This window comes from Kluyvera sp. NPDC087067, assembly GCF_044745165.1.
Lineage (GTDB): Bacteria > Pseudomonadota > Gammaproteobacteria > Enterobacterales > Enterobacteriaceae > Kluyvera.
Map to the genome: position 1 here is coordinate 78,475 of NZ_JBIUZS010000002.1, position 24,947 is coordinate 103,421.

General features: G+C 52.4%; 28 protein-coding genes. 24 read left to right on the forward strand and 4 right to left on the reverse strand.

Features of this window, described 5'->3' with window-relative positions:
• Positions 1 to 297: 297 nt before the first annotated feature.
• Positions 298 to 1,053, reverse strand: coding sequence for a DeoR/GlpR family DNA-binding transcription regulator (locus tag ACIPDS_RS05760; protein ID WP_400733640.1), 756 nt, complete (start codon positions 1,051 to 1,053; stop codon positions 298 to 300).
• Positions 1,054 to 1,431: 378 nt separating this feature from the next.
• On the opposite strand from ACIPDS_RS05760, the gene ACIPDS_RS05765 reads away from it, so the two are divergent.
• Genes ACIPDS_RS05765 through hxlB form a run of 5 tightly spaced genes read left to right on the forward strand, consistent with a single transcriptional unit; the run spans position 1,432 to position 4,690 of the window.
• Entirely contained in the window at positions 1,432 to 1,968 is a 537-nt protein-coding gene (locus ACIPDS_RS05765; RefSeq protein WP_400733642.1) for an RpiB/LacA/LacB family sugar-phosphate isomerase, read from the forward strand.
• A 3-nt stretch (positions 1,969 to 1,971) separates the two neighbouring features.
• Complete coding sequence (locus tag ACIPDS_RS05770) at positions 1,972 to 3,342, forward strand: PTS galactitol transporter subunit IIC (protein WP_400733644.1); 1,371 nt, start codon at positions 1,972 to 1,974, stop codon at positions 3,340 to 3,342.
• A 21-nt stretch (positions 3,343 to 3,363) separates the two neighbouring features.
• Positions 3,364 to 3,648: a PTS sugar transporter subunit IIB gene (locus tag ACIPDS_RS05775; RefSeq protein WP_042999562.1), complete on the forward strand. Its 285-nt coding sequence runs from the start codon at positions 3,364 to 3,366 to the stop codon at positions 3,646 to 3,648.
• A gap of 7 nt (positions 3,649 to 3,655) precedes the next feature.
• A complete protein-coding gene (locus ACIPDS_RS05780; RefSeq protein ID WP_400734688.1) occupies positions 3,656 to 4,114 on the forward strand; it encodes a PTS sugar transporter subunit IIA in 459 nt (152 codons plus the stop codon).
• A gap of 54 nt (positions 4,115 to 4,168) precedes the next feature.
• Entirely contained in the window at positions 4,169 to 4,690 is a 522-nt protein-coding gene (gene hxlB / locus ACIPDS_RS05785; RefSeq protein WP_400733648.1) for a 6-phospho-3-hexuloisomerase, read from the forward strand.
• A 30-nt stretch (positions 4,691 to 4,720) separates the two neighbouring features.
• Here the strand turns inward: hxlB and ACIPDS_RS05790 are convergent, their stop codons facing one another.
• On the reverse strand, positions 4,721 to 5,686 hold the full coding sequence (locus ACIPDS_RS05790; protein ID WP_400733650.1) for a sugar-binding transcriptional regulator: 966 nt from the start codon (positions 5,684 to 5,686) through the stop codon (positions 4,721 to 4,723).
• A 313-nt stretch (positions 5,687 to 5,999) separates the two neighbouring features.
• Between ACIPDS_RS05790 and ACIPDS_RS05795 the strand changes: the two genes are divergently transcribed.
• The 15 genes from ACIPDS_RS05795 (at position 6,000) to alaE (ending at position 19,462) form a co-directional block, all read left to right on the forward strand.
• On the forward strand, positions 6,000 to 6,245 hold the full coding sequence (locus tag ACIPDS_RS05795) for a DinI family protein (RefSeq protein ID WP_400733653.1): 246 nt from the start codon (positions 6,000 to 6,002) through the stop codon (positions 6,243 to 6,245).
• A gap of 282 nt (positions 6,246 to 6,527) precedes the next feature.
• Positions 6,528 to 8,663 (forward strand): TonB-dependent receptor plug domain-containing protein, encoded by a 2,136-nt coding sequence (locus ACIPDS_RS05800; protein ID WP_400733656.1) that lies wholly within the window; start codon positions 6,528 to 6,530, stop codon positions 8,661 to 8,663.
• A gap of 2 nt (positions 8,664 to 8,665) precedes the next feature.
• The gene (locus ACIPDS_RS05805) at positions 8,666 to 9,490 is read left to right on the forward strand and encodes a hemin ABC transporter substrate-binding protein (protein WP_400734690.1); all 825 of its coding nucleotides are present in this window, start codon (positions 8,666 to 8,668) and stop codon (positions 9,488 to 9,490) included.
• 17 nt (positions 9,491 to 9,507) lie between these two features.
• Entirely contained in the window at positions 9,508 to 10,851 is a 1,344-nt protein-coding gene (gene hutW, locus ACIPDS_RS05810; protein WP_400733659.1) for a heme anaerobic degradation radical SAM methyltransferase ChuW/HutW, read from the forward strand.
• A gap of 12 nt (positions 10,852 to 10,863) precedes the next feature.
• Positions 10,864 to 11,358 carry a heme utilization cystosolic carrier protein HutX gene (gene hutX, locus ACIPDS_RS05815; RefSeq protein ID WP_400733661.1) on the forward strand — a complete coding sequence of 165 codons (495 nt, stop codon included), beginning with the start codon at positions 10,864 to 10,866 and terminating at the stop codon, positions 11,356 to 11,358.
• Positions 11,358 to 11,981 carry an anaerobilin reductase gene (gene chuY, locus ACIPDS_RS05820; RefSeq protein WP_400733664.1) on the forward strand — a complete coding sequence of 208 codons (624 nt, stop codon included), beginning with the start codon at positions 11,358 to 11,360 and terminating at the stop codon, positions 11,979 to 11,981. The genes hutX and chuY overlap by 1 nt, the downstream gene beginning before the upstream one ends.
• 52 nt (positions 11,982 to 12,033) lie before the next feature.
• Positions 12,034 to 13,026, forward strand: a complete 993-nt coding sequence (locus tag ACIPDS_RS05825) for a FecCD family ABC transporter permease (RefSeq protein WP_400733666.1) — start codon at positions 12,034 to 12,036, stop codon at positions 13,024 to 13,026.
• Positions 13,023 to 13,790, forward strand: coding sequence for a heme ABC transporter ATP-binding protein (locus tag ACIPDS_RS05830; protein ID WP_400733669.1), 768 nt, complete (start codon positions 13,023 to 13,025; stop codon positions 13,788 to 13,790). Before ACIPDS_RS05825 ends, ACIPDS_RS05830 begins: the two co-directional genes overlap by 4 nt.
• A gap of 112 nt (positions 13,791 to 13,902) precedes the next feature.
• Entirely contained in the window at positions 13,903 to 14,325 is a 423-nt protein-coding gene (locus ACIPDS_RS05835; protein WP_062779533.1) for a hypothetical protein, read from the forward strand.
• Between the two features lie 225 nt (positions 14,326 to 14,550).
• Positions 14,551 to 16,677, forward strand: a complete 2,127-nt coding sequence (locus ACIPDS_RS05840) for a TonB-dependent receptor (protein ID WP_400733672.1) — start codon at positions 14,551 to 14,553, stop codon at positions 16,675 to 16,677.
• 12 nt (positions 16,678 to 16,689) lie between these two features.
• Positions 16,690 to 17,697, forward strand: coding sequence for an ABC transporter substrate-binding protein (locus tag ACIPDS_RS05845; protein WP_400733675.1), 1,008 nt, complete (start codon positions 16,690 to 16,692; stop codon positions 17,695 to 17,697).
• 83 nt (positions 17,698 to 17,780) lie between these two features.
• Entirely contained in the window at positions 17,781 to 18,302 is a 522-nt protein-coding gene (locus ACIPDS_RS05850) for a rhodanese family protein (protein WP_400733678.1), read from the forward strand.
• Between the two features lie 67 nt (positions 18,303 to 18,369).
• Complete coding sequence (locus ACIPDS_RS05855) at positions 18,370 to 18,549, forward strand: hypothetical protein (RefSeq protein WP_400733681.1); 180 nt, start codon at positions 18,370 to 18,372, stop codon at positions 18,547 to 18,549.
• Between the two features lie 246 nt (positions 18,550 to 18,795).
• On the forward strand, positions 18,796 to 18,927 hold the full coding sequence (locus ACIPDS_RS05860; protein WP_400733684.1) for a hypothetical protein: 132 nt from the start codon (positions 18,796 to 18,798) through the stop codon (positions 18,925 to 18,927).
• Positions 18,928 to 19,012: 85 nt separating this feature from the next.
• Positions 19,013 to 19,462, forward strand: coding sequence for an L-alanine exporter AlaE (gene alaE / locus ACIPDS_RS05865; protein ID WP_166515862.1), 450 nt, complete (start codon positions 19,013 to 19,015; stop codon positions 19,460 to 19,462).
• A gap of 39 nt (positions 19,463 to 19,501) precedes the next feature.
• Here the strand turns inward: alaE and ACIPDS_RS05870 are convergent, their stop codons facing one another.
• Entirely contained in the window at positions 19,502 to 19,846 is a 345-nt protein-coding gene (locus tag ACIPDS_RS05870; protein WP_400733688.1) for a DUF2002 family protein, read from the reverse strand.
• A 150-nt stretch (positions 19,847 to 19,996) separates the two neighbouring features.
• Between ACIPDS_RS05870 and ACIPDS_RS05875 the strand changes: the two genes are divergently transcribed.
• The gene (locus ACIPDS_RS05875) at positions 19,997 to 20,323 is read left to right on the forward strand and encodes a DUF883 family protein (protein ID WP_166515860.1); all 327 of its coding nucleotides are present in this window, start codon (positions 19,997 to 19,999) and stop codon (positions 20,321 to 20,323) included.
• Between the two features lie 65 nt (positions 20,324 to 20,388).
• Here ACIPDS_RS05875 and ACIPDS_RS05880 read toward each other — a convergent pair whose 3' ends face one another.
• A complete protein-coding gene (locus tag ACIPDS_RS05880) occupies positions 20,389 to 21,738 on the reverse strand; it encodes a PLP-dependent aminotransferase family protein (RefSeq protein WP_400733691.1) in 1,350 nt (449 codons plus the stop codon).
• 86 nt (positions 21,739 to 21,824) lie between these two features.
• Here ACIPDS_RS05880 and ACIPDS_RS05885 point away from each other — a divergent pair, with 86 nt between their 5' ends.
• From ACIPDS_RS05885 to proW, 3 genes are all read left to right on the forward strand, one after another.
• Complete coding sequence (locus ACIPDS_RS05885; RefSeq protein ID WP_400733694.1) at positions 21,825 to 22,256, forward strand: carboxymuconolactone decarboxylase family protein; 432 nt, start codon at positions 21,825 to 21,827, stop codon at positions 22,254 to 22,256.
• Positions 22,257 to 22,663: 407 nt separating this feature from the next.
• Positions 22,664 to 23,866 carry a glycine betaine/L-proline ABC transporter ATP-binding protein ProV gene (gene proV / locus ACIPDS_RS05890; protein WP_400733696.1) on the forward strand — a complete coding sequence of 401 codons (1,203 nt, stop codon included), beginning with the start codon at positions 22,664 to 22,666 and terminating at the stop codon, positions 23,864 to 23,866.
• Entirely contained in the window at positions 23,859 to 24,911 is a 1,053-nt protein-coding gene (gene proW / locus ACIPDS_RS05895) for a glycine betaine/L-proline ABC transporter permease ProW (RefSeq protein WP_166515856.1), read from the forward strand. The genes proV and proW overlap by 8 nt, the downstream gene beginning before the upstream one ends.
• Positions 24,912 to 24,947: the final 36 nt, after the last annotated feature.

Below are 24,947 nucleotides of genomic sequence, written 5' to 3' on the forward strand. Positions count from 1 at the left end.
GATTTATCATATGAGCATTTATAGCACATCGCATATGAAGTGAACTAAAGAGGTTTCAAAAGGTAGAAGTCGATCACAATAAATCACATAAGCGCAAAAATAATAACGCTCAAACGAGCAATAAAAGAAAGTTCAATAATGATAAATAAATTAACACATTGATTTTATTGAAGATTAGTCAAATGATGACGTTAGAGATAACTGAAGGTTTCAAGTCATCAGCTTTTGCTCGTATGAGCAATCAGATGGCGTAAATAGAGTGATGACGGCGTTGATGGACGCCGTCTGTGGAAAAATTCAACACGTTACGACCGTAGTGAACTTCGATACTTCTGCAACACTGTCTTTATCAGCAATGTCGTTGGTAATGAGCGCAGTGATTTCCGACCAGTCGCAAATCTTAAACAAGCTGCTCCGCTGGAACTTGGTATAGTCGCCTAATATGTATTTTTTCTCGGAGCGGGCGATGATCGTCCGGTCCAGGAAGGCATCAGAGGATGAAGGTGTCGATGGCCCCCCCATTTTGCTAAAGCCGTCTGTACCGATAAAACATAAATCAACGTTGATATCGTTGATCATCGAAACAGCCCATCCACCAAATACAGAAGAACTTTTTTTCCTCAACTCCCCGCCAAAGAGAAAGACCTGATTGTCTGATTCGATGAGAACGCTGGCCACGGGTAATGAGTCAGTGAAGATTTTGAAGCCAGATTTCATGCACAACAAATTGGCCAGTTCATAGTTGGAGCTACCGGTGCCAATTATCATCGAGCTGTTTGGCGGAATGTACTCAAGGGCTTTCCTGGCAATCGCCTGTTTGAAGGTACTGTTCTCTTTTTCCCTGACCTGAAAGGTATGTTCAATCGCACCTTGTCTAAGCGTTGCGCCACCATGACTTTTGACCAGCAGCCCTTTCTTCTCAAGATTTGTCAGATCTTTTCTTATCGTCTCGTAGGTAACTTCGTACTTTTTCGCCAGGTCGCTGACATACACGGTACCTGCCGACATGATCTCTTCAAGGATCAGCTTCCTCCTTTCTTCAACCAGGTACATCCTTCCTCCTGAACAGCATTGCGAGTGATTTTGTTGAGATCATAGCACAGAATATGCAAACAAAAGCAAACCCTGGAGAGTTGTAAAGCCAAATCCCCCCGAAGAACTATCCCTCATAGACAACGACCAGTAGTGATATAACCAACTGATATTTAATCACTTAAAACAAAATTCATAGTATAAATTGTAAGACAGATAGCGTTTTATTGGTTATTCCAGATTATTCATACATTGCCATTTATTAGCTTTTATTTGTTTTTATTGGTTTTTAATTGCTTAAATATCAGATAGATACGATTTTTGTGATATTGATCTCAGTTGACAACCAATATTTACCAACCCCATACTTGGTTTAAGTTACTAATGAGGTGGGTTGAGATGAAAACGAAAATTGCAATTGCGTGCGACGACGTGGGGTTTGATCGCAAGGAGGAAATCAAAAAATATCTCGTTGAAGAGAAAAACGCGGAGATTGTGTACGATCCGGTAAAAACCAAAGAAGACGGCGTCAATAACTTCGCCCGTCTGGCTGATGAAATGGCAGGGGTTATCCAGCGTGACGAATGCCGCTTAGGGATTTATATCTGCGGGACCGGCATTGGGTTTACCTGTCAGGTGAATAAGCACTGGGGTATCCGCGCAGTTGCGGTCACCAATCCATACTCAGCAAAACGTGCACGTTTGAGCAACAATGCGCAGGTTATTGGTCTGGGATGCCGGGTTAACGACCTTGAATACACCAAAATGATCGTAGACGGGTGGTATGACAATCCGTTCGACTTTGCCACAGCAAGAGAGAATTCCAAAAAGAACCTGCTGGAAGCTGAACGCAGCGACAACGCGTTACTGACAAAACCGGACAATGTTCGCTGGAATATGGGTTTCAGACCAGATGATGAGCGCTCTGAGGGCTAAAAAATGGAACTGATCACACAGTTTATCAATGACCTGGGTAACTTTATTTTTATACCCATCATTTTCCTTGTACTGATGAAACTTCTGGGCCGTCCTCTGTCCGAATGTATTTCATCTGCCATTAAAGTCGGTATTGGCTTTATTGCATTAACCATGACCATCATGTTGATGCTGGAGAAAATGCAGCCCGCGGTAACCGGTCTGGCTGAAGCCACTGGATCGTCACTCAGCGCCATTGACGTGGGTGGTGCAGCCACAGCGGTAATGGGCTTTGGCTCGAGCATGGGAGCGATAATCATCCCCCTGTGCGTAGCGGTAAACATTGCCATGCTGGTCGCTCGACTGACCGACTGCGTAAACGTTGATGTGTTTAACCTGCACCAGAATGCTTCCATGGGTGCTATCGTCGGCGCTTATTCCGGCAGCTTCCTTTACGGTGTGCTGACCGCAGCACTGTTCCACGTCTGGGCTTTGATTGCAGCGGACCTGGGCGCGAAAAAGAATGAAGAGTTCTTCAATCTGCCAAAAGGTGTGGCCATCTCGCACCCAGTTGCGAATACTTACCTGCTGTTCGCCTACCCGTTTAACTGGGTTTACGATCGCATTCCGGGCTTCCGTAATCTGAACGTGACCGCCGAGAGCATCCAGAAACGCTTTGGTATTCTCGGTGATCCGACGATGGTTGGTTTTATCATCGGTATCCTGTTGGGCTTCTGCGGTTATGGCTGGGAGTCTCCGTACCACACCATTATCGCCAGCCTTCAGCTGGGGATGTATCTTGCAGCCGTGATGCTTCTGCTGCCACGCATGACCTCCATTATGATGGAAGGCTTGGTTCCATTATCAAACGTTGCCCGTAAGAAACTGGTAAAACGCTTCCCGGATCGCGAAATTACCGTGGGTATGGATACGGCACTGATCGTTGGCCATCCATCCGTCATTGCTCCTGCACTGCTTCTGATCCCGGTGATTGTTATCCTTGCAGTCGTTCTACCCGGTAACCGCGTGATGCCATTAGGTGACCTGTCGCAGTTCGTATTCTTTATTGCCTGCATGGTTCCAGTATTTAACGGCAACATCATCCGTACCTGGGTCACTTCAATCATCCTGTTCGGTGGCGGCCTCTATATTGCTTCCTGGATGGCACCGGCAACCAACGAAGTATTCCAGAAGTTTGGTACTAATCCAGACGCTAGCGTGATGTATTCATCACTCAACCCGTCAGCCAACCCATTCACAGGTCTCTTTGCCGCACTCAGCCATGTCGGCATATTCGGTTATGTCCTCGCAGCAATTCTGCTGTTATCAGTGGGATACTTGCTTAAACAGAAATCACGCCGTCAGTTAAAAACTGAAGCAGAAAAAACGGCTTAAACCCTTTAGAAGGAATTGAAAATGAAAAAGATCTTAGTCGTATGTGGTAACGGTATTGCCTCCTCCTCCATCATGGTTTCCGTACTACAGGACTTTCTGAAGGAGCAGAAAATTGAAGCTCAGGTTGATAAGTCATCGCTGATGGCGTGTACCACCGACACCTTTAACGGGTACGACCTGGTCGTCTCTTCCACCAAGCTGGATAACCCAGGCATCACCACGCGCGTTATCGTTGGTGCTGGCCTGTTAACGGGTCTTGGTGAAGATGAAATCTTTGATGCTGTTAAAGAAGAAATGCTGAAGTAGGTGGATGATGAAACTCGAAATTCTGGTCAACGACGTTGAAGGAACCATCACTGACTGGCAGACGGCTATTGAATTTGCTGGGCAGAAGCTACTGGATAAGGACTACATCACGCCGGAGTATATTCAGGCTTGCCTGGTGCGTGAAAAAACCTATCCAACGGGGTTAATGATGGCCAATGGTCAGGGGATTGCTATCCCACATGCTGACTACACCCTGGTGAAGACCAACAGCATTAGCATTGTGCGTTTTGACAAAGGCGTAACGTTCGGGCAAATGGAAGACGCTGATCTGAGCGTTGAATGCAGCATCATGTTCAACCTGGCTTTCGCGACTAGCGACCAGCATATGTCTGTACTGCGTCGCCTGTTCACACTTTTCCAGGATCTCTCTTTCATTGAATCGTGTCGTCATCTTAAAACGCACGAAGTCGGGAAATACGTCGAAGAGATGCTTTCTGCATCCTGATAAATAAAAGGCAGATACTCCGGTATCTGCCTTTTTTCAAAGAAGAATGACAAGATGAAAAATTACTCACTCGTTCTGAACGAACTCGCAGCGCTCAATAACAAAATCGATGAGCAGGAATTGAACGCGGTTATTGATGCCATTACCACCGCCAACCATATTTTCCTCGCGGGTGCCGGTCGCTCCGGTCAGATGATCAATGCGCTGGCTAACCGACTGATGCACCTGGGAATGTCGGTTAGCGTTGTGGGGGAAATCAGCTCGCCACATTCAAAGCCTGGCGATCTGATGATTGTGGGTTCCGGCTCAGGTGAAACTCAGCGTCTGATTAATCAGGTTAATATTGCCAGGAAAAATGGCGTACAGATAGTCCTGGTGACCACTTCACCCCACTCCACGTTGGCAGGTCTGGCAGACCGCATACTGACGATTCCGGCCGCTGATAGCGTACAGCCTATGGGTTCGCTGTTTGAGCAAGCCTGCTTGCTGACGTATGACAGCATGGTATTAGCGCTGATGGAAAACCTTAACGAGACGAATCAGACAATGAAAGCCCGCCACGCCGATATTGAATAACATCGGCGCAGAACGCATCTGGAGCGGCCATTAATCAAGTAATTTAATGGCCGTATCAAAGTCTGTGATCAGCACGTTCAGAAGCCCGGATTTTAGCGAAGCGACAATGCCTTCAAACTTCTCCTCCCCACCCGCCACACCGATCAACTTCTTAGTTGACCTCAGCTGCTCAGTGGTAATCCCAAAGCCCAATCGGTTCATCGGGCTTTTCAGGATCTCCCCCTCACTGCTGACTAAAGTGACGCAGATATCTGCAGCAATATCCTGCTGCATTAGCGCATCTCGCCAGGAAGCAGGGAAAATATCGCATAAGCTGGAGGAACCCGTTTTCCAGGCACCAATACCGGTGATAACCACATCCATACTGGAATAAAATTTCTGCGTATCCAGCACGGCTTGATCGCCTGCCAATTTTTCGGCCAGAACTTCATCATCAACCCACATTGGCACATACATGGGGTGCGCTTTACCATGAGAGATAGCGGCAATTTTATGAATGAGATCCACAGGCCCCTGGCTAAACTCAATACCCGGATGAACGCCAGAAAGCTGGACGACATCCAGTGACGGCAAAGAAACCAACTGGCTGACGGTGCTGGACAATACCCTCCCCCAGGCCATACCAAACTTCATCCCTTCCTTGAGCGTTTCACTCAGATAATGTGCAGTAATCCCACCCAGCTTCACATTTAGCTGTTCTTGTGTGGACCACATCTCCGAAGCCGGGAGCACAACCGCTTCTGTCAGCTGATATTTATCGCAAAGATTACGGGCAATTTCTTCATCAAGCGCCTGCTGTTTCGGGAAGAGGAATTTGACATACTCCTGTTCAATGGCCTCATCAAGCAGTCGGGCAACTTTAAAGCGCGAAACTCCCAGCTCTTCGGCGATTTCAACCTTGGTTTTCATCTCAGCAAAATAGCGTCTGGCCACTAAGGAATAGATATAGCGAGGATCGGAATGTTGCCAGCGAGAGGACGCTGATGTTTTAGGCATGATGTTTATCCTTAAGAGTGCCAGATCAACACAACGGTGAGTTCATGACGACTGGCAAAATTTTATTCTCATAAGAGTATACATTTATATGCTCAAAAGCTTTTATCAAATGAGTTATTGAATGCAATATCTGTGATTCAGGACATTGAGAGCTTTCAACAGTGTGGCTCCAGGAAGCAATAAAGGCCTGTGCCATGTCTCCATACCGCCCCTCCCAACCGCACACCATCCTAAACCGTATCATCGCGCTTGACACTGGATAAAAACACAGTATAAATATCCCGTGATTACTTAACCTTAGGATGCAAGCAACATGTTCGTCGAGCTCGTTTATGACAAGCGTAATTTTGAAGGTCTTCCCGGCGCCAAAGAAACTATTCTCAATGAATTAACCAAACGAGTGCATCGCATTTTCCCGGATGCAGACGTACGCGTTAAACCGATGATGACGCTGCCGGGCATTAACACCGATGCCAGCAAGCACGAGAAAGAGCAAATCAGCCGCACCGTTCAGGAGATGTTTGAAGAAGCAGAAATGTGGTTAACTGAAAACGAATGAAGCTCTCCTGCCGCGATCCCGGGTGACTCAATCCGGGTACTGCTGTCTTATCTTTTATTACCGCCTCCCTCTGACATTAAACTTCCCCCAATAACCCGTTCATTATCCTCACTATTGCAGTGATCGACATCACAATTCACTGCCCAGTCTCATTCATAAATTGATACAAATCAAAGATGCATTTCGTTTATACCTTCTTTGCTAGACGTCCAATATCTTCATATGAGAATCTTATTGATATTAATTCTTATTATCATTCAATAATTATTCATAGGGTTAACGATGCAGCACTCCATTACCCGGGGATCATGGGTACTCTCCGCCCTGCCACTGTTTATCTCTGGTGCCGTTTGCGCCGCGACGGCTTCCGCTTCCCAGAAAGATGAAACGCTGGTGGTTACCGCCAGCCGCTCAGAGAGCAGCCTTTGGGAAAGCGCGGCAACCATGCAGGTTATCGACCAGCAGACGCTTAAAAACTCGACCAACACCTCCATTGCTGATGATCTTCAGGACATTCCGGGCGTGGAAGTGACCGACAATGCGCTGGCCGGTCGTAAGCAAATCCGCATCCGCGGCGAGGCCTCATCGCGCGTACTGATTCTTATCGACGGGCAGGAAGTGACCTACCAGCGCGCTGGGCAGAACTATGGCGGTGGCCTGCTAATTGATGAATCATCGCTTGAACGTATTGAGGTTGTAAAAGGGCCCTACTCCGTACTGTATGGCTCGCAGGCTATCGGCGGCGTGGTGAACTTTATTACCAAAAAAGGTGGCGACAAGCCGCTCGCCGGGACGGTAAAAGCGGTCTACAACTCGGCCAATGCTGGCTGGGAAGAGTCCGCCGCAGCGTGGGGTAACATCGGGCAATTGGATTACCGCATTAACGGTAGCTATTCCGATCAGGGCGATCGCGATACGCCGGATGGCCGTTTACCCAATACCCACTTCCGCAATAATGGTCAGGGCGTCTGGCTTGGCTACAACCTCGATAACCAGCATTTTGGCTTATCGCTGGACCGCTATAAGCTCAGCACGCAAACCTATTTTGAGGATCCAGACGGTGAATACGATGCCTTTAGCGTTAAGATCCCGAAACTTGAGCGTGAGAAGATCGGTCTGTTTTACGACGTTGATGTCGACGGCGATTACCTGAAAAAAATCCATATCGACGCCTACGAACAAACTATCGACCGGAAATTTGAAAACGAAGTCGCCACTACCCAGATTATCCCAAGCCCGATGATCCAGGCGTTGACGGTACATAACCAGACCCAGACGCATGATAAGCAGTACACCCAGGGCGTGACATTACAGAGTAATTTCACCCTGCCCGCCAATAACGACCTCGTGCTGGGCGCGCAGTACCAACGCGACCGGGTATCCCAGACTTCCAACGGCTTCACCAGCCAGAAATCACTCACAGGCCTGGTAAACGTCGAAACGCGTACCCTCGCTTACAATGAGTCTGAACAAAGCAACACCTCGCTGTTCGCCCAAAATGACTGGCGTTTTGCCGACAACTGGACGTGGACGCTGGGGGCTCGCCAGTACTGGCTATCATCAAAACTCACGCGCGGCGATGCGCAATCCACCACCAAAGGCATCACTACCGATACCTCTCTCGCCGAACAATCAGCACATGATAATGAACTGGTCACCGCCACCAGCCTGCGCTACGCCGGTTTTGACAACGTAGAACTGCGCGCCGCCTTTGCGCAAGGCTACGTCTTCCCCACGCTCAACCAGCTGTTTATGCAAACCGCAGCCGGAGGCGGCACCACCTATGGCAACCCGGAGCTCAAAGCCGAACACTCCAACAACTACGAGCTGGGCGCCCGTTACAACGGCAATTTATGGATGGTTGATGGCGCGGTCTATTACTCAGAAGCCAAAGACTACATCGCCAGCCTCGCCTGTTCAGGCCAGGCAGTGTGCAACGGAAACAGCACCTCCTCGCGCGGGGGCTATTACTACTACGACAACATCGACCGCGCCAAAACCTGGGGCGTAGAGCTGAGCGCAGAGTACAACGGCTGGGCCGTGTCGCCGTACATCAGCGGCAACCTTCTCCGTCGTCAGTATGAAGGCCAGACGCTAAAAACCACTAACACCGGTGAACCCAGCGTTAACGGCCGCGTAGGCCTCAAGCACACGCTGATGCTAAACGTCGCGAACGTCACCTCTGACGTTTACATCCGCGCGGCCTCCAGCGCCAAAGATGACACGGGGACAAAAGAAGTCCGCTCGCCGGGCTGGGCGACGCTAAACCTGGCGGTGAATACCGAATTCGGGGCGAACGACCAGTATCAAGTCAATCTGGCCCTCAACAACCTCACCGACAAACGCTATCGCACGGCGCATGAATCCATTCCTGCGGCAGGCTTTAATGCGGCTGTTGGCTTTGCGTGGAACTTCTGATGATGAAAAAACTGGCTCTCGGATTACTGGCGCTGGTCTGCGCATTCAACGTGCAGGCGGCACAGAGGATAGTGGTTGCCGGCGGTTCGCTTACCGAATTGATCTATGCCATAGGCGCAGGCAACCGCGTGGTCGGGGTGGATGAAACCACGTCATTCCCGCCGCAAACCGATGCACTACCGCATATCGGCTACTGGAAGCAGCTTAGCAGCGAAGGCATTTTGTCACTGCGCCCGGATAGTTTTATCACCTGGCAGGATGCCGGGCCGCAGCTGGTGTTTGACCAACTGCGGGCGCAGAAAGTGCAGGTGATTACTCTGCCGCGCATCCCGGCTACCGTCGATCAGATGTACGCCAATATTGATACGCTGGCAGAAAGCCTTGGCGCGCAAGAACAGGGAAAAGCCCTGATAAACGATCTTCGCCAACGTCTGGCAAAAGTTGCGCAAAGCAGCGCCAGCAAACCGGCACCGGTTAAAGCGTTGTTTATTTTAAGCGCAGGCGGCAGTGCACCGCAGGTAGCGGGAAAAGGCAGCGTTGCCGACGCCGTGATGACGCTTGCCGGAGCGCAAAACGTGGCGAAGCACCCGCAATACCGCAGCTATAGCGCAGAAGCCCTGATTGCCGCCAACCCGGAAGTCATTATCGTCACCTCGCAAATGATCGGCGGCGATCTCAACCGCCTGAGCACGATTGCGGGGATCACCCACACCGCCGCATGGAAAAATCAGCGGATCGTCATCATCGATCAGGCGCTCATCCTGGGGATGGGCCCACGCGTCGCCGACGCCGTTGAAACATTGCATCGCCAGTTCTGGCCACACTAAAGGACGTTGATATACCCGTGAGAGACACTACGACAAACGAACTGGATTTAACGCCTCACTTTGCTCTGGAAGGCGGTCAACCCTTTAAGGATCGCCGGGCAACCATGCCCTGGCGCGGCGCTATTCCGATTGCCAAAGAACAGCTGGCGCAAACCTGGCAGGAGGTTCTCAGTCAGACCACGCCACCGCGTAAACGTCTGCTGTATCTGCATATTCCGTTCTGTGCGACCCACTGCACGTTCTGCGGTTTCTATCAGAACCGTTATGAAGAAGATCGCTGTGAACGCTACACCGACGCGCTGCTGCGGGAAATTGAGATGGAAGCCGATAGCGTGCTGCATCAGTCCGCGCCGATTCACGCCGTCTATTTTGGCGGCGGTACGCCATCGGCCCTCAGCGCTCGCAGTCTGGCGCGGATCATTACCACTTTGCGTGAACGCCTGCCGCTGGCCCCGGACTGTGAAATCACCATTGAAGGCCGGGTGCTGAATTTCGACGATTCGCGTATTGACGCCTGTCTGGACGCCGGGGCCAACCGCTTCTCTATTGGCATTCAGTCGTTTAACAGCAAAATCCGTAAAAAGATGGCCCGCACCTCCGATGGCCCCACCGCTATCGCCTTTATGGAAGGGCTGGTGCGCCGGGATCGCGCTGCCGTGGTTTGTGACCTGCTATTCGGCCTGCCGGGTCAGGACGCCAGATTGTGGGGCGAGGATCTGGCGATTGCCCGCGATATCGGACTCGACGGCGTTGATCTTTACGCCCTCAACCTGCTGCCCAACACGCCGCTCGGCAAAGCCGTTGAAAATGGACGTACCGCCGTGCCGCAACCGGCTGAGCGCCGCGATCTGTATCTTCAGGGGTGTGATTTTATGGATCAAGCGGGCTGGCGCTGCATTAGCAACAGCCACTGGGCACGCACGACGCGCGAGCGCAACCTCTACAATTTACTCATTAAACAAGGCGCTGATTGTCTGGCAATCGGCTCAGGGGCCGGTGGCTCAATCAACGGCTATTCCTGGATGGTGGAGCGCAATCTCGAAAAATGGCACCAGTCCATCGCCGACGGACAAAAGCCGCTGATGATGATGATGCGTACCGCAGGGGGTCACTTCCAGTGGCGCCACACCTTGCAGGCCGGGGTGGAAACCGCGCGTGTCCCGCTGGATGCGTTAACCCCACACGCTGCCAGACTCGCGCCGCTGCTGGCACAGTGGCACCGGGCCGGATTAACGCAGGACGAGACAACCTGCCTGCGGCTGACCAATGAAGGTCGCTTCTGGGCGAGCAATATTTTACAGTCTCTTGATGAACTTATTCAGGAGCTTAACGCGCCGCGCATTGCGGTAGAAACCCCATAACAGGAGTTGATGATGAGCAACGTTTCCTTAGCTGAATTTTTAAAAACTGAGCCGGACGGCACGCTGGAAGCTATCGCCGGACAGTACAACACCACGCTGCTGGAGGTGGTCAAAAACCTGCCTTCCCATACGCTTGTGACGGGCGACAAATTCGACCTCGTCTGGGATACCGTTTGCGAGTGGGGCAAAGTGACGACGCTTGTGCATTCCGCTGACGTGATTCTGGAATTTACCGGCGAACTGCCGTCCGGCTTCCACCGCCACGGTTACTTTAACCTGCGCGGTAAAAAAGGCATGACCGGGCACATCAAAGCGGAAAACTGCACCCACATCGCGCTGGTAGAGCGCAAATTTATGGCGATGGACACGGCCTCAATCCTGTTCTTTAACGCCGCCGGGAGCGCGATGTTTAAAATCTTCCTCGGACGCGATGACCACCGCCAACTGCTGGGTGAACAGGTTGATGCCTTCCGCACATTGGCAACCGTGCTGAAAGGAGATGCCTGATGAACCCGTGGTTGATTTTTGGCGCGGGCGGCAACGGTGTCGGCGCATTAACCGTCGAGCTGGCGCTGGCCGAAAACCGTCCGGTGGTGGCGCTGGTGCGTCATCTCGAAGCAGCCGCACGCCTGAAGGCCAAAGGCGTCGATGTCTTTATCGGTGACGCCTGCGACTGCCATATCGTTGCCCAGGCCTGCCAGGCTGCCGGAGCGGCGGCTACCGTTATCTCCACCATGGGCGGCGCACAGGATTATCTGGCGCATCGCACGGTTATTGATGAGGCAGAAAAAGCGGGTATCCGCCGCATGATCCTCGTCACCTCGTTAGGCTGCGGCGATAGCTGGCCCTTCCTGTCGGCGCGCGCGAAAGCCGCGTTTGGCCAGGCCGTCAGAGAAAAATCGCTGGCGGAAAGCTGGCTGCAAACCAGCACGCTGGACTTCGCTATCCTCCGTCCTGGTGGCTTGCAGAATGGCGAGGCCAGCGGTAAAGCGCAGCGCATCCAGCAGCAGGAAGTGCACGGTTTTGTGCAGCGCGCAGACGTCGCCGCGCACATTCAGGCGCTGGCGAGCGCCCCGGCGCTTAACCAGCAGGTTTATAGCCTGGTTGAGCCTGAGCTTAAACCAGTCTGATCCCCATGCGGCGCTGGCAAACGGCGTCGCAATGATGTCTTTGGAGATTTGCGTGTTTAAGGATTCTCTGTCTTCCTTGAGCGTTTTTATTGGCCTGCTATTAATACTGGCGACGCTTGTGCTGGTTGGCGCCAGTCAGGGTGCGCTCAAAATTAGCTTCGCTTCTTTACGAGACGCCCAATATTTCGATATCTGGGTCAACATTCGCCTCCCGCGAGTCCTGTTGGCGGTGCTGGTCGGCGGCGCGCTGGCAACGGCGGGCGTGATTATGCAAGGGCTGTTTCGTAACCCGATGGCCGACCCCGGCCTGCTTGGCGTCAGCAGCGGTTCTGCGCTGATGGTTGGTGTGGCGATCGTTTTTCCCATTTCGCTGCCGGCGGTTTTCCTGCTGTATGAACAGATGATTTTCGCAGTAGTGGGCAGCCTGGTGGTCTGCGCGGTGATTTTCCTGATTAGCCTGCGTCATACCCACGGCGGAATGATGCAGCTTCTGCTTGCCGGTATCGCCATTAACGCCCTATGCGGCGCCGCTATCGGAGTGCTGAGCTATGTGGGCGACGAGCAACAGCTGCGGCAGCTGACGCTGTGGATGATGGGCAGCCTCGGACAAGCGCAATGGCCGACGCTGCTGGTCGCCACCTCCTTTGCCCTTCCAGCCATGGTTGCCACCGGCTGGCTGGCAAATACCTTAAATCTTCTTCAGCTTGGCGATGAAGAAGCACACTACCTCGGCGTTAACGTCAAACGTAAGCGCCAGCAACTCTTACTGCTGAGCTCACTTCTGGTGGGGGCGGCCGTGTCAGTGAGCGGGGTTATTGGCTTTATTGGCCTTGTTGTCCCGCATCTTATCCGCATGACCATCGGTGCCGATCACCGCTGGCTGCTACCTTGTTCAACGCTTGCCGGTGCCAGCCTGTTACTGGTTGCGGACACGCTGGCACGGACTCTGGTGCAGCCAGCCGAAATGCCGGTGGGTCTGTTAACCAGCTTGATTGGCGGCCCCTACTTTTTATGGCTTATCCTGCGCACACGGAGAGCACTATGATTAACGCCCGGAATCTGACCTTCAGCATTAACGGTCGTCGTCTGACCCACAATGTCTCGCTGACGCTCCCCGGCGGTGAAATTGTGGCGATACTCGGGCCAAACGGCGCAGGAAAATCGACGCTGCTGCGACAGCTAACCGGTTATCTCAAGCCGGATAGCGGAGACTGTTCATTGTTTGGTCGCCCATTAAGCGACTGGCCGACGGCGGAGCTGGCAAAAACGCGGGCGGTGATGCGTCAAAACTGCCATATGGCATTTCCCTTTAGCGTGATGGAGGTGGTGCGCATGGGCCGCCACCCTCATCGTTCGCGTCATCCGCGCGATGAAACGGAACACATTATGGCGCTGTGCGGCTGTAGCGAACTGGCTTCCCGCGACTATCGTCACCTTTCAGGCGGCGAGCAGCAGCGGGTACAGCTGGCGCGGTTATTGGTTCAGCTGTGGGAGCCAGAACCGTCACCAAAGTGGCTGTTTCTGGATGAACCCACTTCGGCGCTCGATATCCACCACCAGCAACATCTGTTTCGCCTGCTACGCCAGCTGGTGCGGGAGAGGCAGTTTAGCGTCTGCTGCGTGCTGCATGACCTTAACCTGGCGGCGCGCTACGCTGACCGCATCATCTTATTGCAAGACGGTCAGGTGGTGGATAACGGCACGCCGGAGACGGTGTTAACCGAACCGGCGCTACGCCGTCTTTATCAGGCTGAAATCAGCATTGCCCGCACAGCGGATCGCGCGCCATTAATTGTGCTGGACAGATAACGCCGGGAAAGAGCCTTTGAAACGCCATGATTCAATTACAGTTTATTCCTAAAGCCTCATCAGAATGTCTGTGTCATGCTTTCTCATGCTCACAAACTGATGAGGATTTTTAATGAAAACAACAACAATTGCACTTTCCGCTCTTCTGCTGGCTTCTCCTGTTTTTGCCGCGACCACACACGCTACAGATGAAACGGTTGCTGCCGCACAGGCCAATGCTAATACTGCAAAAGAGAAATTACATCAGGCCCAAAACCAGGGTGAAGAACTGAAGCTGAAGTCTAAGCACGCAGCGGAAGGTAAAAGTGACAGCGTAGGCAGCCAGGTGAGCGAAGGCGCTCAGAGAAACTGGAATAAAGCCAAAGAGGGAACCGAAAAAGGGTGGGATGCCACCAAAGAAGGTACTCAGAAAGGCTGGAATAAAACCAAAGAGACCTCCCAAAAAGGGTGGGATGCCACTAAAAAAGGCGCTCAGGAAGGCTGGGATAAAACCAAAGCCGGCGCTGAGTCACTTGAGAAGAAAGCCAGCGAATAATTCGTTAATTTTCAATAAAAAAGCCGAGTGGAAATACCCGGCTTTTTTTTATTTTAGCTCTCCGCTACCCCTTTCCAGCCCATCTTTTACCACCTCGCTATATATTGACATACATAACGATTACTCGCATGATATTCATCACACAAATAATAATAGCTGTTCCCCTCATGCGTAGATGGTAACGCCGTTACCACCAGTCTTTCTGTTAACGAACTGAATTTAAAAATGTTTAATCATAAAAAAACACCCTTAGCCACCGGGTTGTTCGCCTTGTCGTGCCTGGCCATCAGCAAAGCGGGCTACGCCGACGACACCATGGTGGTTTCCGCCAGCCCAACTGCCGACGGCATCTCGCAGGAAACTCCGGCGGCTGAAAAGCAGGCCACCCTCGGCAATCTGGGTAAACGCGCAGTGATTGATGTCCCCTGGTCTGTGCAAACACTCTCTACTCCACTGATAAGCCAGCAGCAGCTAAAAAGCGTGAAGGACGTTTATCGCTATATGCCGTCGGTACAAGGTGATGGCGTGCGCCCCCAAACGCGCGGGATGCAGGGAAGCGTGGTACAAAACCACATGATTGACGGCCTGAATGCCGTCTCCACCACCGAATACGCCGCCGAACAATTTCAGAGCGTGGAGGTATTAAGCGGTCTTGCCGGCTCATTGTATGGCCCCGCAAACCCCGCCGGAATGTTTAACCTGGTCTCAAAACGCCCGACGGATACGCCGCTTCACCGACTTACCGTTGGCGGCAGTACCGGCAATGGCACCTTAACCGCGCTGGATTTTGGCGGTCCGATTGATGCAGGCGACCGTATAAAATACCGCCTCAACTTGCTCAACGATGAAGGTCACGGCTACACCAGCGGCAGCCATAAACGCCGCCAGCTAGCCAGCCTGGGGCTGGACTTCCAGCTCACCGATACAACGGTGCTGGAGAGTAACTTCAGCTACTACCACTATTATGAGAAAGGGATGCCCGGATCGTTTGCGTTGGCAAAAGGCGTGCATTTCCCCTCTCCGCTTGACCCAACAAAATCGAAATACGGTCAGAGCTATGCGGGAAACGATGATGAAACGACCACCGCCAGCCTGCACCTGAAGCACGATTTTGACGGTAACTGGTTACTGGATATTGGCGTACTGCGCCAGATTGCCGACCGTGAGTCCACTACGGTGACCAATACGCTGACCGATAATCATGGTAATTACACCACCACCACCGCTAACTCTGCGGCCAGCCGTTTTACCATCAACAGTTATATGGCAAATCTGACCGGCAGCGTCGATACCGGCTGGTTAAGCCACGATATCAGCGCCGGAGTGCGTGGTTTTGTCTGGAAGAACTACAACCCGGTCAACGGGGGGACGTTTACCCTGGGTAAATCCTCGCTCGATGATAATCCGGTTTATCCGCGCCCACCGTATCCCGACTTTAATACCCGCTATCAATCCGCAACAACCACTCAGCATGCCTTCCTGCTGAGCGATACGCTGCATTTCAGTCCGCAATGGAGCCTGCTGCTGTCTGGAAGCGAAAACCTGTTTACCGTCAGCAATTACAATAAAACGGGCAAACAGACCAGCGATAACAAAGACAGCGGCGCCAGCGGTTCCGCCAGCCTGATGTATAAGCCCGTCGATAACGTGACGCTTTATACCACCTGGGCTGACAGCATGCAGCAGGGTGATACCGCGCCTGCGGGCGCGAACAACGCAGGCCAGGTGCTTAATCCGTATCGCAGCCATCAAATTGAGGTCGGCGCGAAATATGCGCCAATGAATGATTTGCTGCTCACCGCGGCGTTATTCCAGGCCGAACGCCCGTTCGCTTACACCAACGAAGACGGCAACTTCGCCGACGACGGCACGCAGAAAAATCGCGGGCTGGAACTGATGGCAGACGGTCACGTCACCCGTAATTTGCGTTTGTTCGGCGGCGCGACCTGGCTTGATCCTCGTCTTCACGATACCGCCAGCGCCAGCGCGAACGATAAACAGGTGGTCGGCCTGCCGCGCTTCACCGCCAGTATGCTGGCGGTCTATAGCATTGAACAACTGCCGGGTGTCGATATCGACACCAACGTGCGCTACGTGGGCCGTCGCGCCACCGATAATGCCAATGACAGCTGGGTTGGCAGCTATACCACCGTAGATATTGGCGGCAGTTATGCCACGCGTATCTCAGATACGCCGGTAACCTTCCGACTGGACGTCACCAACCTGGCTAACCGCCACTACTGGACAAACGTGGTGCCGGGCGCGCTAACCGGTTATACCGGCGCGGGTAACGCCAGCGCCCAGTTAGGCGCACCGCGTCAGGCCCAGCTTTCCATGCAGATTGATTTTTAAGGAGTCAATAATATGAAACGTCGCCATGCGTGGTTACTCTGCGCGTGGCTGGCCTTCCCCGCCCTGGCCGCGCGCCAGGTGGTGGACGATGCCGGCCACACCGTGACCGTTCCCGACCAGGTTCACGCCATTGCCGACGGCTGGTTCGCTCACCATTCTGTAGTGATGACGCTGGGTGCAGGCAGGCAAATTGTCGCCACCGTTAACCATCCCGAGAGTCAGCCGTGGATGTTTAAGATTACGCCAACGTTACATCAAGCGTTGCAGGTACGCGGCACCACCTTTAACCCCGAAAGCCTGCTGGCAAAGCGGGTGGATGTGGTCTTTACCTCAAAGGGCAATGATAAAGCGGAAAGCTATCGCCAGGCGGGTTTGCCGACGCTCGAAATGGCCTTTACCGATTATCCATCACTGATGAAATCGGTGACGACAACCGCAGAAGTTCTGGGAACTGCCGATGCGCGCGCCCGCGCAAAAGCCTATAACCAGTATCTGCAAACGACGCTGGAGGGGGTGCTGCGCAAAACGCAAAATCTGACCGCCGCACAGCGTCCGCGTGTCCTGCATATTCAGTCATTGAAACCGCTAAAAGTGGATGGCAGCCATACGTTAATCGACACCTGGATTAAGCTCGCAGGAGGAATAAATGTCGCGGCAGAAATCCAGGGAAACATGAAAGAGATTTCACCGGAGCAGGTGCTTGCCTGGCAACCCGATGTGATTATTCTCGGCGCCCACAGCGGCACGCTGGCTGACTCCCCCTACGCAGAGCTGTTCGCTGGCCTCAAGGCGGTGAAAAATGGCAACGTGCGGCAAAATCCGGCAGGCGTTTTTCCATGGGATCGCTACGGAACCGAAAGCGCATTACAAATTCAGTGGGCCGCAAAGCTACTGCATCCAGAGCGTTTCACTGAGGTGGACATGGTAAAAGTGACGCAGGCGTTTTATCGCCAGTTTTTCAATTACCCGCTCACCGTTGACGAGGCGCAGCGGATCTTACGCGCGCAGCCGCCAGCCTGATGGTTTCGCGCGCGCCCTGTTGGGGAAAAAGGAGTAGACTGGCAATAATTTGCCCGATACCGCCAGCCCTAAGGATGGATATTTTGACCGCCGAGAACCTCGCCCCCAAAGCGGCCTTTGCTCTCATTGAGCAAGGTGCCACCCTGATTGATATTCGCGATGCCGATGAATACGCCCGTGAACATATTCCTGAAGCCCGTCTGGTTCCGCTTAGCGCGATGGAACAAGGAGCGACGCTACAGGCAACGGTCGATTCCGTCGTCATCTTTCACTGCCAGTCGGGGAATCGCACCCGCAACAATCTGTCACGACTCATCGCAGCAGCCGCACCAGCGCAGATCAAAATCGTCGACGGTGGCATTGATGCCTGGCGACAGGCCGGTCTGGTGACGGTAAAAGACACCTCCGCCCCTCTACCCCTGATGCGTCAGGTACAGATTGCCGCTGGCGTGCTCATTTTATTGGGCGTCGTGCTTGGCTATAGCATATCCAGCGCGTTCTTCCTGTTAAGCGCGTTCGTCGGCGCTGGCTTGACCTTTGCGGGCATTACCGGTTTTTGCGGCATGGCACGCCTGCTTGCCGTCATGCCGTGGAATCGACGCTGATGCTTGCAGCCATTTATCGTCATCCCTGCTAAGGTATTAATGCACTGAATAACAATGGAGCACGGAAATGTTTGCACCTGGCGATCTGGTTCAACCAAAAAATGGCGGACCAAAATTAAAAGTCATTGAAGTACATGAAGAGAGCATTGTGGCCGTGCAGGCTAGCGATGAACACGGTAAGCAATACACGCTGGAAAACGCGGACGTTGCGCCATATCAGGAAGAGGGTGATTTTGGCGTCTGCTGATCGTCTTCAGCGGTGGGCATCGCTCACCGCACTCTCCCTTTACAGTGCATGATTACCCATAAATAGCGCATACTCTCAAAATCATTTCAGCGGAATTAAATGCTAATTAATTCGCGAAAACCCGGTTTAAAAAACCAAACGTGACGAAACTCACAATAAAAAATCGCCCGCCAGATTTCCGCCGCAAAAACACCATAACTCATCTTTTTTCATCCCGCCGAAACAAATTACAACGACATGATTTTCATGAAAAAAACACCGAATGAAAACAAAAATAGCGCAGCGGCGATAATTCACTCACAAACAGAGTATTTTATTGACAAAAACGCATTAAATAAAAATGTTTCACTAGTTGTTTGTTTTAATGCAGATGGATAATCTATACACGTCAATTAAACCAACCCAAAACGCCAGAAAACACACTTACCTTTGTGTTAACCGTTCATTTTCGAGGAGCATACCGATGTTCTCTGCGCAGTCACGCCTGCGTCATGCGGCAGCAGACACTTTCGCCATGGTGGTCTACTGTTCCGTCGTGAACATGATGATTGAAATTTTTCTCTCAGGAATGACCTTTGAACAGTCACTTTCATCCCGTCTGGTCGCTATCCCAGTCAACATTATTATTGCCTGGCCATACGGTATCTATCGTGACTTTATTATGCGACAGGCCGGGCGTATTAGCCCTGCTGGCTGGATGAAGCGGTTAGCCGACCCCGTTGCCTATGTGACCTTCCAGTCGCCGGTGTACGTGTTAATTCTGCTGAGCGTTGGGGCTGACTGGCACCAGATTGTGGCAGCAGTCAGTTCTAATGCGGTAGTTTCGCTGGTGATGGGTGCCGCATACGGCTACTTCCTCGATTTTTGTCGCCGCCTGTTCCGGGTTGCACAGTACACGCAGGTAAAAGCCTGATCGAAGTAAAATAAATGACTGGCCAGGCCAGTCATTTATTTATGCGTTCTCGCCAAACAGTCCATCCAGAAAACGCTCCAGCGCCAGCCTCGAACTGAATCCGTGTGGAATACCGTAATGCTGCTCAACCGCACCGCCAAGATAGAGCGGGAATTGCTCATAATGATCGCAGGCTTTGATGTCAGAAGCCGGGTCAGCATATTTGTAGCTGCGTTCTTTCAGGGCCGGATGAATGATTAGCGCGGTACGCCCCATTCTTGCTTCGCGGTTAACGTAAACATAATTTTCACCACGGCGATAGCCGTAGGCCTTCGTGGTTACCGCATCCATGGTAAAGCCCGCCTTTTCAAGAACACGCGCCACCTCGTCAGGTCGTAAATACATATTTTATCCTCGTCATCTTTTACTGCATCGCCACCTTACCGTAATCAGCATTCGCCTCGCTTTCAGATAATTCCATAAACACATAAATTAACGGCAAATTATTCGGGATGTCCTACACTTAACTTTCTATCAAAATTCGTGGAGGCTAGAATGTTTAAGTCACTAAATCGCAATGACGCTGATGACGAAATTCAGGATATTCAGAGTGACGTCAGTCAATTAGCCGACAGCCTTGAGGATGTTCTAAAGAGCTGGGCCAGCGATAATCAAGATGAAGTAGAGACCGCACGCCGCAAAGCAAAATCACTGCTGAGTGAAACCCGCGCTCGCATCAATGGTCGCAGCCGTCTGCATCAAAGCGTGCATGATGTCGCCGATACGGCAGACAGCTATATTCACGATAAACCGTGGCAAAGTGTGAGCGCTGCCGCGGCAGTGGGGATATTTGTTGGCATATTATTAGGATGCCGTCGATAATATCACCACAACGATGTAGATAATAAAAACGCGTCTGCCCCGGATTATCCCAATAATCCGGGGCTTTATTTTATGGCCACACTTAATGCGGCGACCTGCGCCTCGGCCATTTGCCGGGTCATGATATTAGTGAAGCTCATAATTAGCCCCGCGGGCCCGGAACTGCCCATGCGCCAGTCATTTATCGCCTGCACCGCGAGCCCTGCCTTTCTTGCCCTTCGCGCCATTTCCCGGTCGTCACCTGCCACCGTGACTAGCAGCTGAATGCCGCCCAATTGTTCCACCACCTGAAAACCGTGTGCCACTAATGCCTCCTCAAGCCAGCGACGCCGTTGGGCATAATGCACGCGCATTTTCTTAAGGTGTCGCCAGAAATGGCCCTCGAGCATAAAATCGGCCAGCGTTTGCTGTATCAGAAGCGGCACCGGGCAGGCGAGATGCTGCGCCTGCTGGCGGAATATCTCCACCAGCGGCAAAGGCACGACTAGCCAGGCGGTGCGCAAAGCGGGGAAAAGCGATTTACTGAACGTGCCGGCGTAGAGAACCCGCTGCGGTGCATCCAGGCTTTTCAGCGGCGGCAGCGGCTTTCCCTGATAGCGAAATTCGCTGTCGTAGTCATCTTCAATAATCCACGCTTTATGATGCGCCGCCCAATCAAGCAGCTGCCGACGTCGGGGGAGCGACAGCGACACGCCGGTCGGGCTTTGGTGAGCCGGTGTCAGCAATGCAAAGCGCGCGTCCCCGGCGTGTTGGATAGCCCACTCGACGTCCATACCCTGCGCATCAACCGGTACGGGGGAGAGCGTTATACCTTCTTGCTGAACCACTGGACGAATCAGCGGAAAGCCCGGGTCTTCGACCCACATTGACTCGCCGCGCCCGCCCAGCGATCGAAAAATAAGGCTTATCGACGCCGCGTAACCTGACGTAATAAATACCTGTTCAGCCTGACATTCGATACTGCGCGACAGGCGTAAATATTCGACCAGCGCCTGACGCAAAGCCAATTCACCGCAAACATCGCCAAGCGCAAGATCGAATCGGGTTTGTGTCCGCAGCCGCCGCCCCATCACTCTCGTCCACAGACCTCTGGGGAAGAGATCCAGCGCAGGTAACCCTAGCTGGAAAGGTTGAGGCTGGGGTTGTTCACCCCCAAAACCCAGCGGCTGCGCGGCCACAGGCGGCAGCGTTAAGTGATCGCTTACAAATGTCCCCGCTTGCCCACGCCGTTCAAGCCAACCCTGCGCCACCAGCTCACCGTAAGCGTTCTCTACCGTCACTCGGGAAACGCCCAGCTCCTGCGCATACATCCGGCTTGAGGGTAAACGTCTGCCGGCGTTTAGCTCTCCATTTTCGATTGCCGCCTTGAGTTGTCGGGCAATTTGCTGATAACGCGGTAGGCTTTCTGCTTTCATGGTCTTATTTATTACGCTCAATATGGCTATCTTTTTAAGACCATTATAGTGCTATTTTGCTTTCATCTTGAACGAGGAGTGACATTATGACTGCATTACGCCAACCCTATAGTGAACTGAGCCCAACCGTGTACGCGGGCATGGTTCAGGCAAGCATCGCGCTGGAAAAAAGCTCGCTTGAGCGCCCCCTACTGGAAATGCTTTATCTGCGCGTATCACAGATAAACGGCTGTGCTTTTTGCCTTGAAATGCACAGCAAAGCCTTACGTAAATCCGGCGTTGAGCAGATTAAACTGGATGCGCTGGCAGGCTGGCGTGTAAGCAATCACTTCAGTGAAGCTGAGCGGGCAGCGCTGGCGTGGGCCGAAGACCTGACGCATATTGCACAGACGCATGCCGAAGACTCGGTTTATGAGCCGCTGCTGGCGCATTTCAGCGCTGAACAGATCAGTGATATGACCTTTGCCATAAGCATGATGAACGCTTTCAATCGTCTGGCTGTCAGCATGCGAATGTAGTGCCCTCGCCCGCAAATAATTACCGGTTGCGGGCGTATATAATTTAAGAATATTCAATGTTTCCTATCAAATATATCTATTAATTTTCCGCCCCGATATTTCCTGGAAAATTGCCATCATCATACAAATAATCCGTAAGAAATTTGTGTGCATTCTCATGCTCTATTCCCGGCAAATCCTGGATTTATGCCGACAGGGGCAATTAATTTCATAAAAAATTCTGCCGCCGTCAATTCGCCCTCAGCCCTTATATCATGGGAAATTCAGCATAATTCTGCATGTATCATATTTCTTTTGTATACACAGAGAGGGTTGTCACATCGACTCAGTATGCTAGGGTATAAACAGGTCACTATTTTCATCAGGTAGCATATCGACATAAACAAAAACAGGAAATCTCATATTGCATGGCAGTTAAATTAGAAGTTAAGAATCTTTATAAAATATTTGGCGAGCATCCACAGCGAGCATTTAAATATATCGAGAAGGGTTTCAACAAAGAACAAATTCTTGATAAAACAGGGTTATCTCTTGGCGTAAAAGACGCCAGTCTGGCCATTGAAGAAGGCGAGATATTTGTCATCATGGGGTTATCTGGCTCCGGCAAATCCACCATGGTACGCCTTCTCAATCGTCTGATTGAACCCACTCGCGGGCAGGTTCTGATTGACGGTATCGATATTGCAAAAATATCCGATGCTGAACTGCGTGAAGTTCGTCGCAAGAAAATTGCGATGGTTTTCCAGTCGTTTGCGCTAATGCCGCACATGAGCGTACTGGATAACGCCGCTTTCGGGATGGATCTCGCCGGTGTGCCAATTCAGGAGCGCCAGGCAAAAGCCCTGGATGCGCTGCGTCAGGTTGGGCTTGAAAACTACGCTCATGCCTACCCGGACGAGCTCTCCGGCGGGATGCGTCAGCGCGTCGGTCTTGCGCGCGCGCTGGCAATTAACCCCGACATTCTATTAATGGATGAAGCCTTCTCGGCACTCGACCCATTAATCCGCACCGAGATGCAGGATGAGCTGGTAAAATTACAGGCCAAACATCAGCGTACCGTGGTCTTTATTTCCCACGACCTCGATGAAGCCATGCGAATTGGCGATCGTATTGCCATTATGCAAAATGGCGAAGTGGTTCAGGTCGGAACGCCAGACGAAATTCTGAATAATCCGGCGAATGATTATGTCCGCACCTTCTTCCGTGGCGTAGATATCAGCCAGGTATTTAGCGCGAAAGATATTGCTCGTCGTAATCCCGATGCGCTTATCCGTAAAACCCCAGGCTTCGGCCCTCGTTCGGCTTTGAAATTATTGCAAGATGATGACCGTGAATACGGTTACGTTATTGAGCGCGGTAATATGTTTGTCGGCACGGTGTCAATTGATTCGCTGAAAGAAGCGTTAAAAGCGAATCAAGGCATTGAGGCGGCACTCATTGATGAGCCTGTGGCTGTCGATGCGCAGACCCCGCTTAGCGAATTGCTCTCTCAGGTGGGCCAGGCCCCCTGCGCCGTACCGGTTGTTGGAGAAGAACAGCAGTACGTCGGCGTAATTTCAAAAAGAATGCTGTTACAGGCATTAGATCGCGAGGGGGCAAACAATGGCTGATCAAACTAATCCGTGGGATACCACACCGGCCGCAGACAGTGCGGCAAACTCTGCCGATGCGTGGGGCGGTTCATCTGCACCCGCTAGCAGCGACTGGCTTCACAATGCACCGGCACCGAAGCCAGAGCATTTCGATATTATGGATCCATTCCATAAGACGCTTATCCCGCTCGATAGCTGGGTAACTGAAGGGATTGATTGGGTCGTTACCCACTTCCGTCCGGTGTTCCAGGGGATTCGAGTTCCAATCGATTACATCCTCAGCGCCTTTCAGCAATTGCTGCTGGGCATGCCAGCACCGGTGGCCATTATTGTCTTCGCCCTGATAGCCTGGCAGATTTCCAGCGTCGGTATGGGGATTGCCACTTTAATCTCGCTGATTGCGATTGGCGCCATTGGTGCCTGGTCACAGGCGATGATCACCCTGGCACTGGTACTGACCGCGCTGTTGTTCTGTGTGGTGATTGGACTGCCACTAGGTATTTGGCTTGCGCGTAGCCCGAGGGCGGCGAAAATTATTCGCCCGCTGCTTGATGCTATGCAGACCACCCCGGCGTTCGTGTATCTGGTTCCTATCGTCATGCTGTTCGGTATCGGTAACGTGCCGGGCGTGGTGGTCACCATCATCTTCGCCCTGCCGCCAATTGTGCGCCTGACCATCCTTGGGATTAACCAGGTGCCGGCAGACCTGATTGAAGCATCACGTTCATTCGGTGCCAGTCCGCGACAAATGCTGTTTAAAGTCCAGCTGCCGCTGGCGATGCCAACCATTATGGCAGGCGTGAACCAGACGCTGATGCTGGCGCTGTCTATGGTGGTTATCGCCTCGATGATTGCCGTGGGTGGTCTGGGCCAGATGGTTCTGCGTGGTATTGGTCGTCTGGATATGGGTCTTGCTACCGTCGGTGGCGTCGGGATCGTTATCCTCGCGATTATCCTCGACCGCCTGACGCAGGCCGTGGGCCGCGATTCTCGCAGTAAAGGTAACCGTCGCTGGTTCAATACCGGCCCGGTAGGCCTTCTGATGCGCCCCTTCTCTAAGTAACCATCGTATTGGCCCGGCGCACGTCGGGCCAATGCT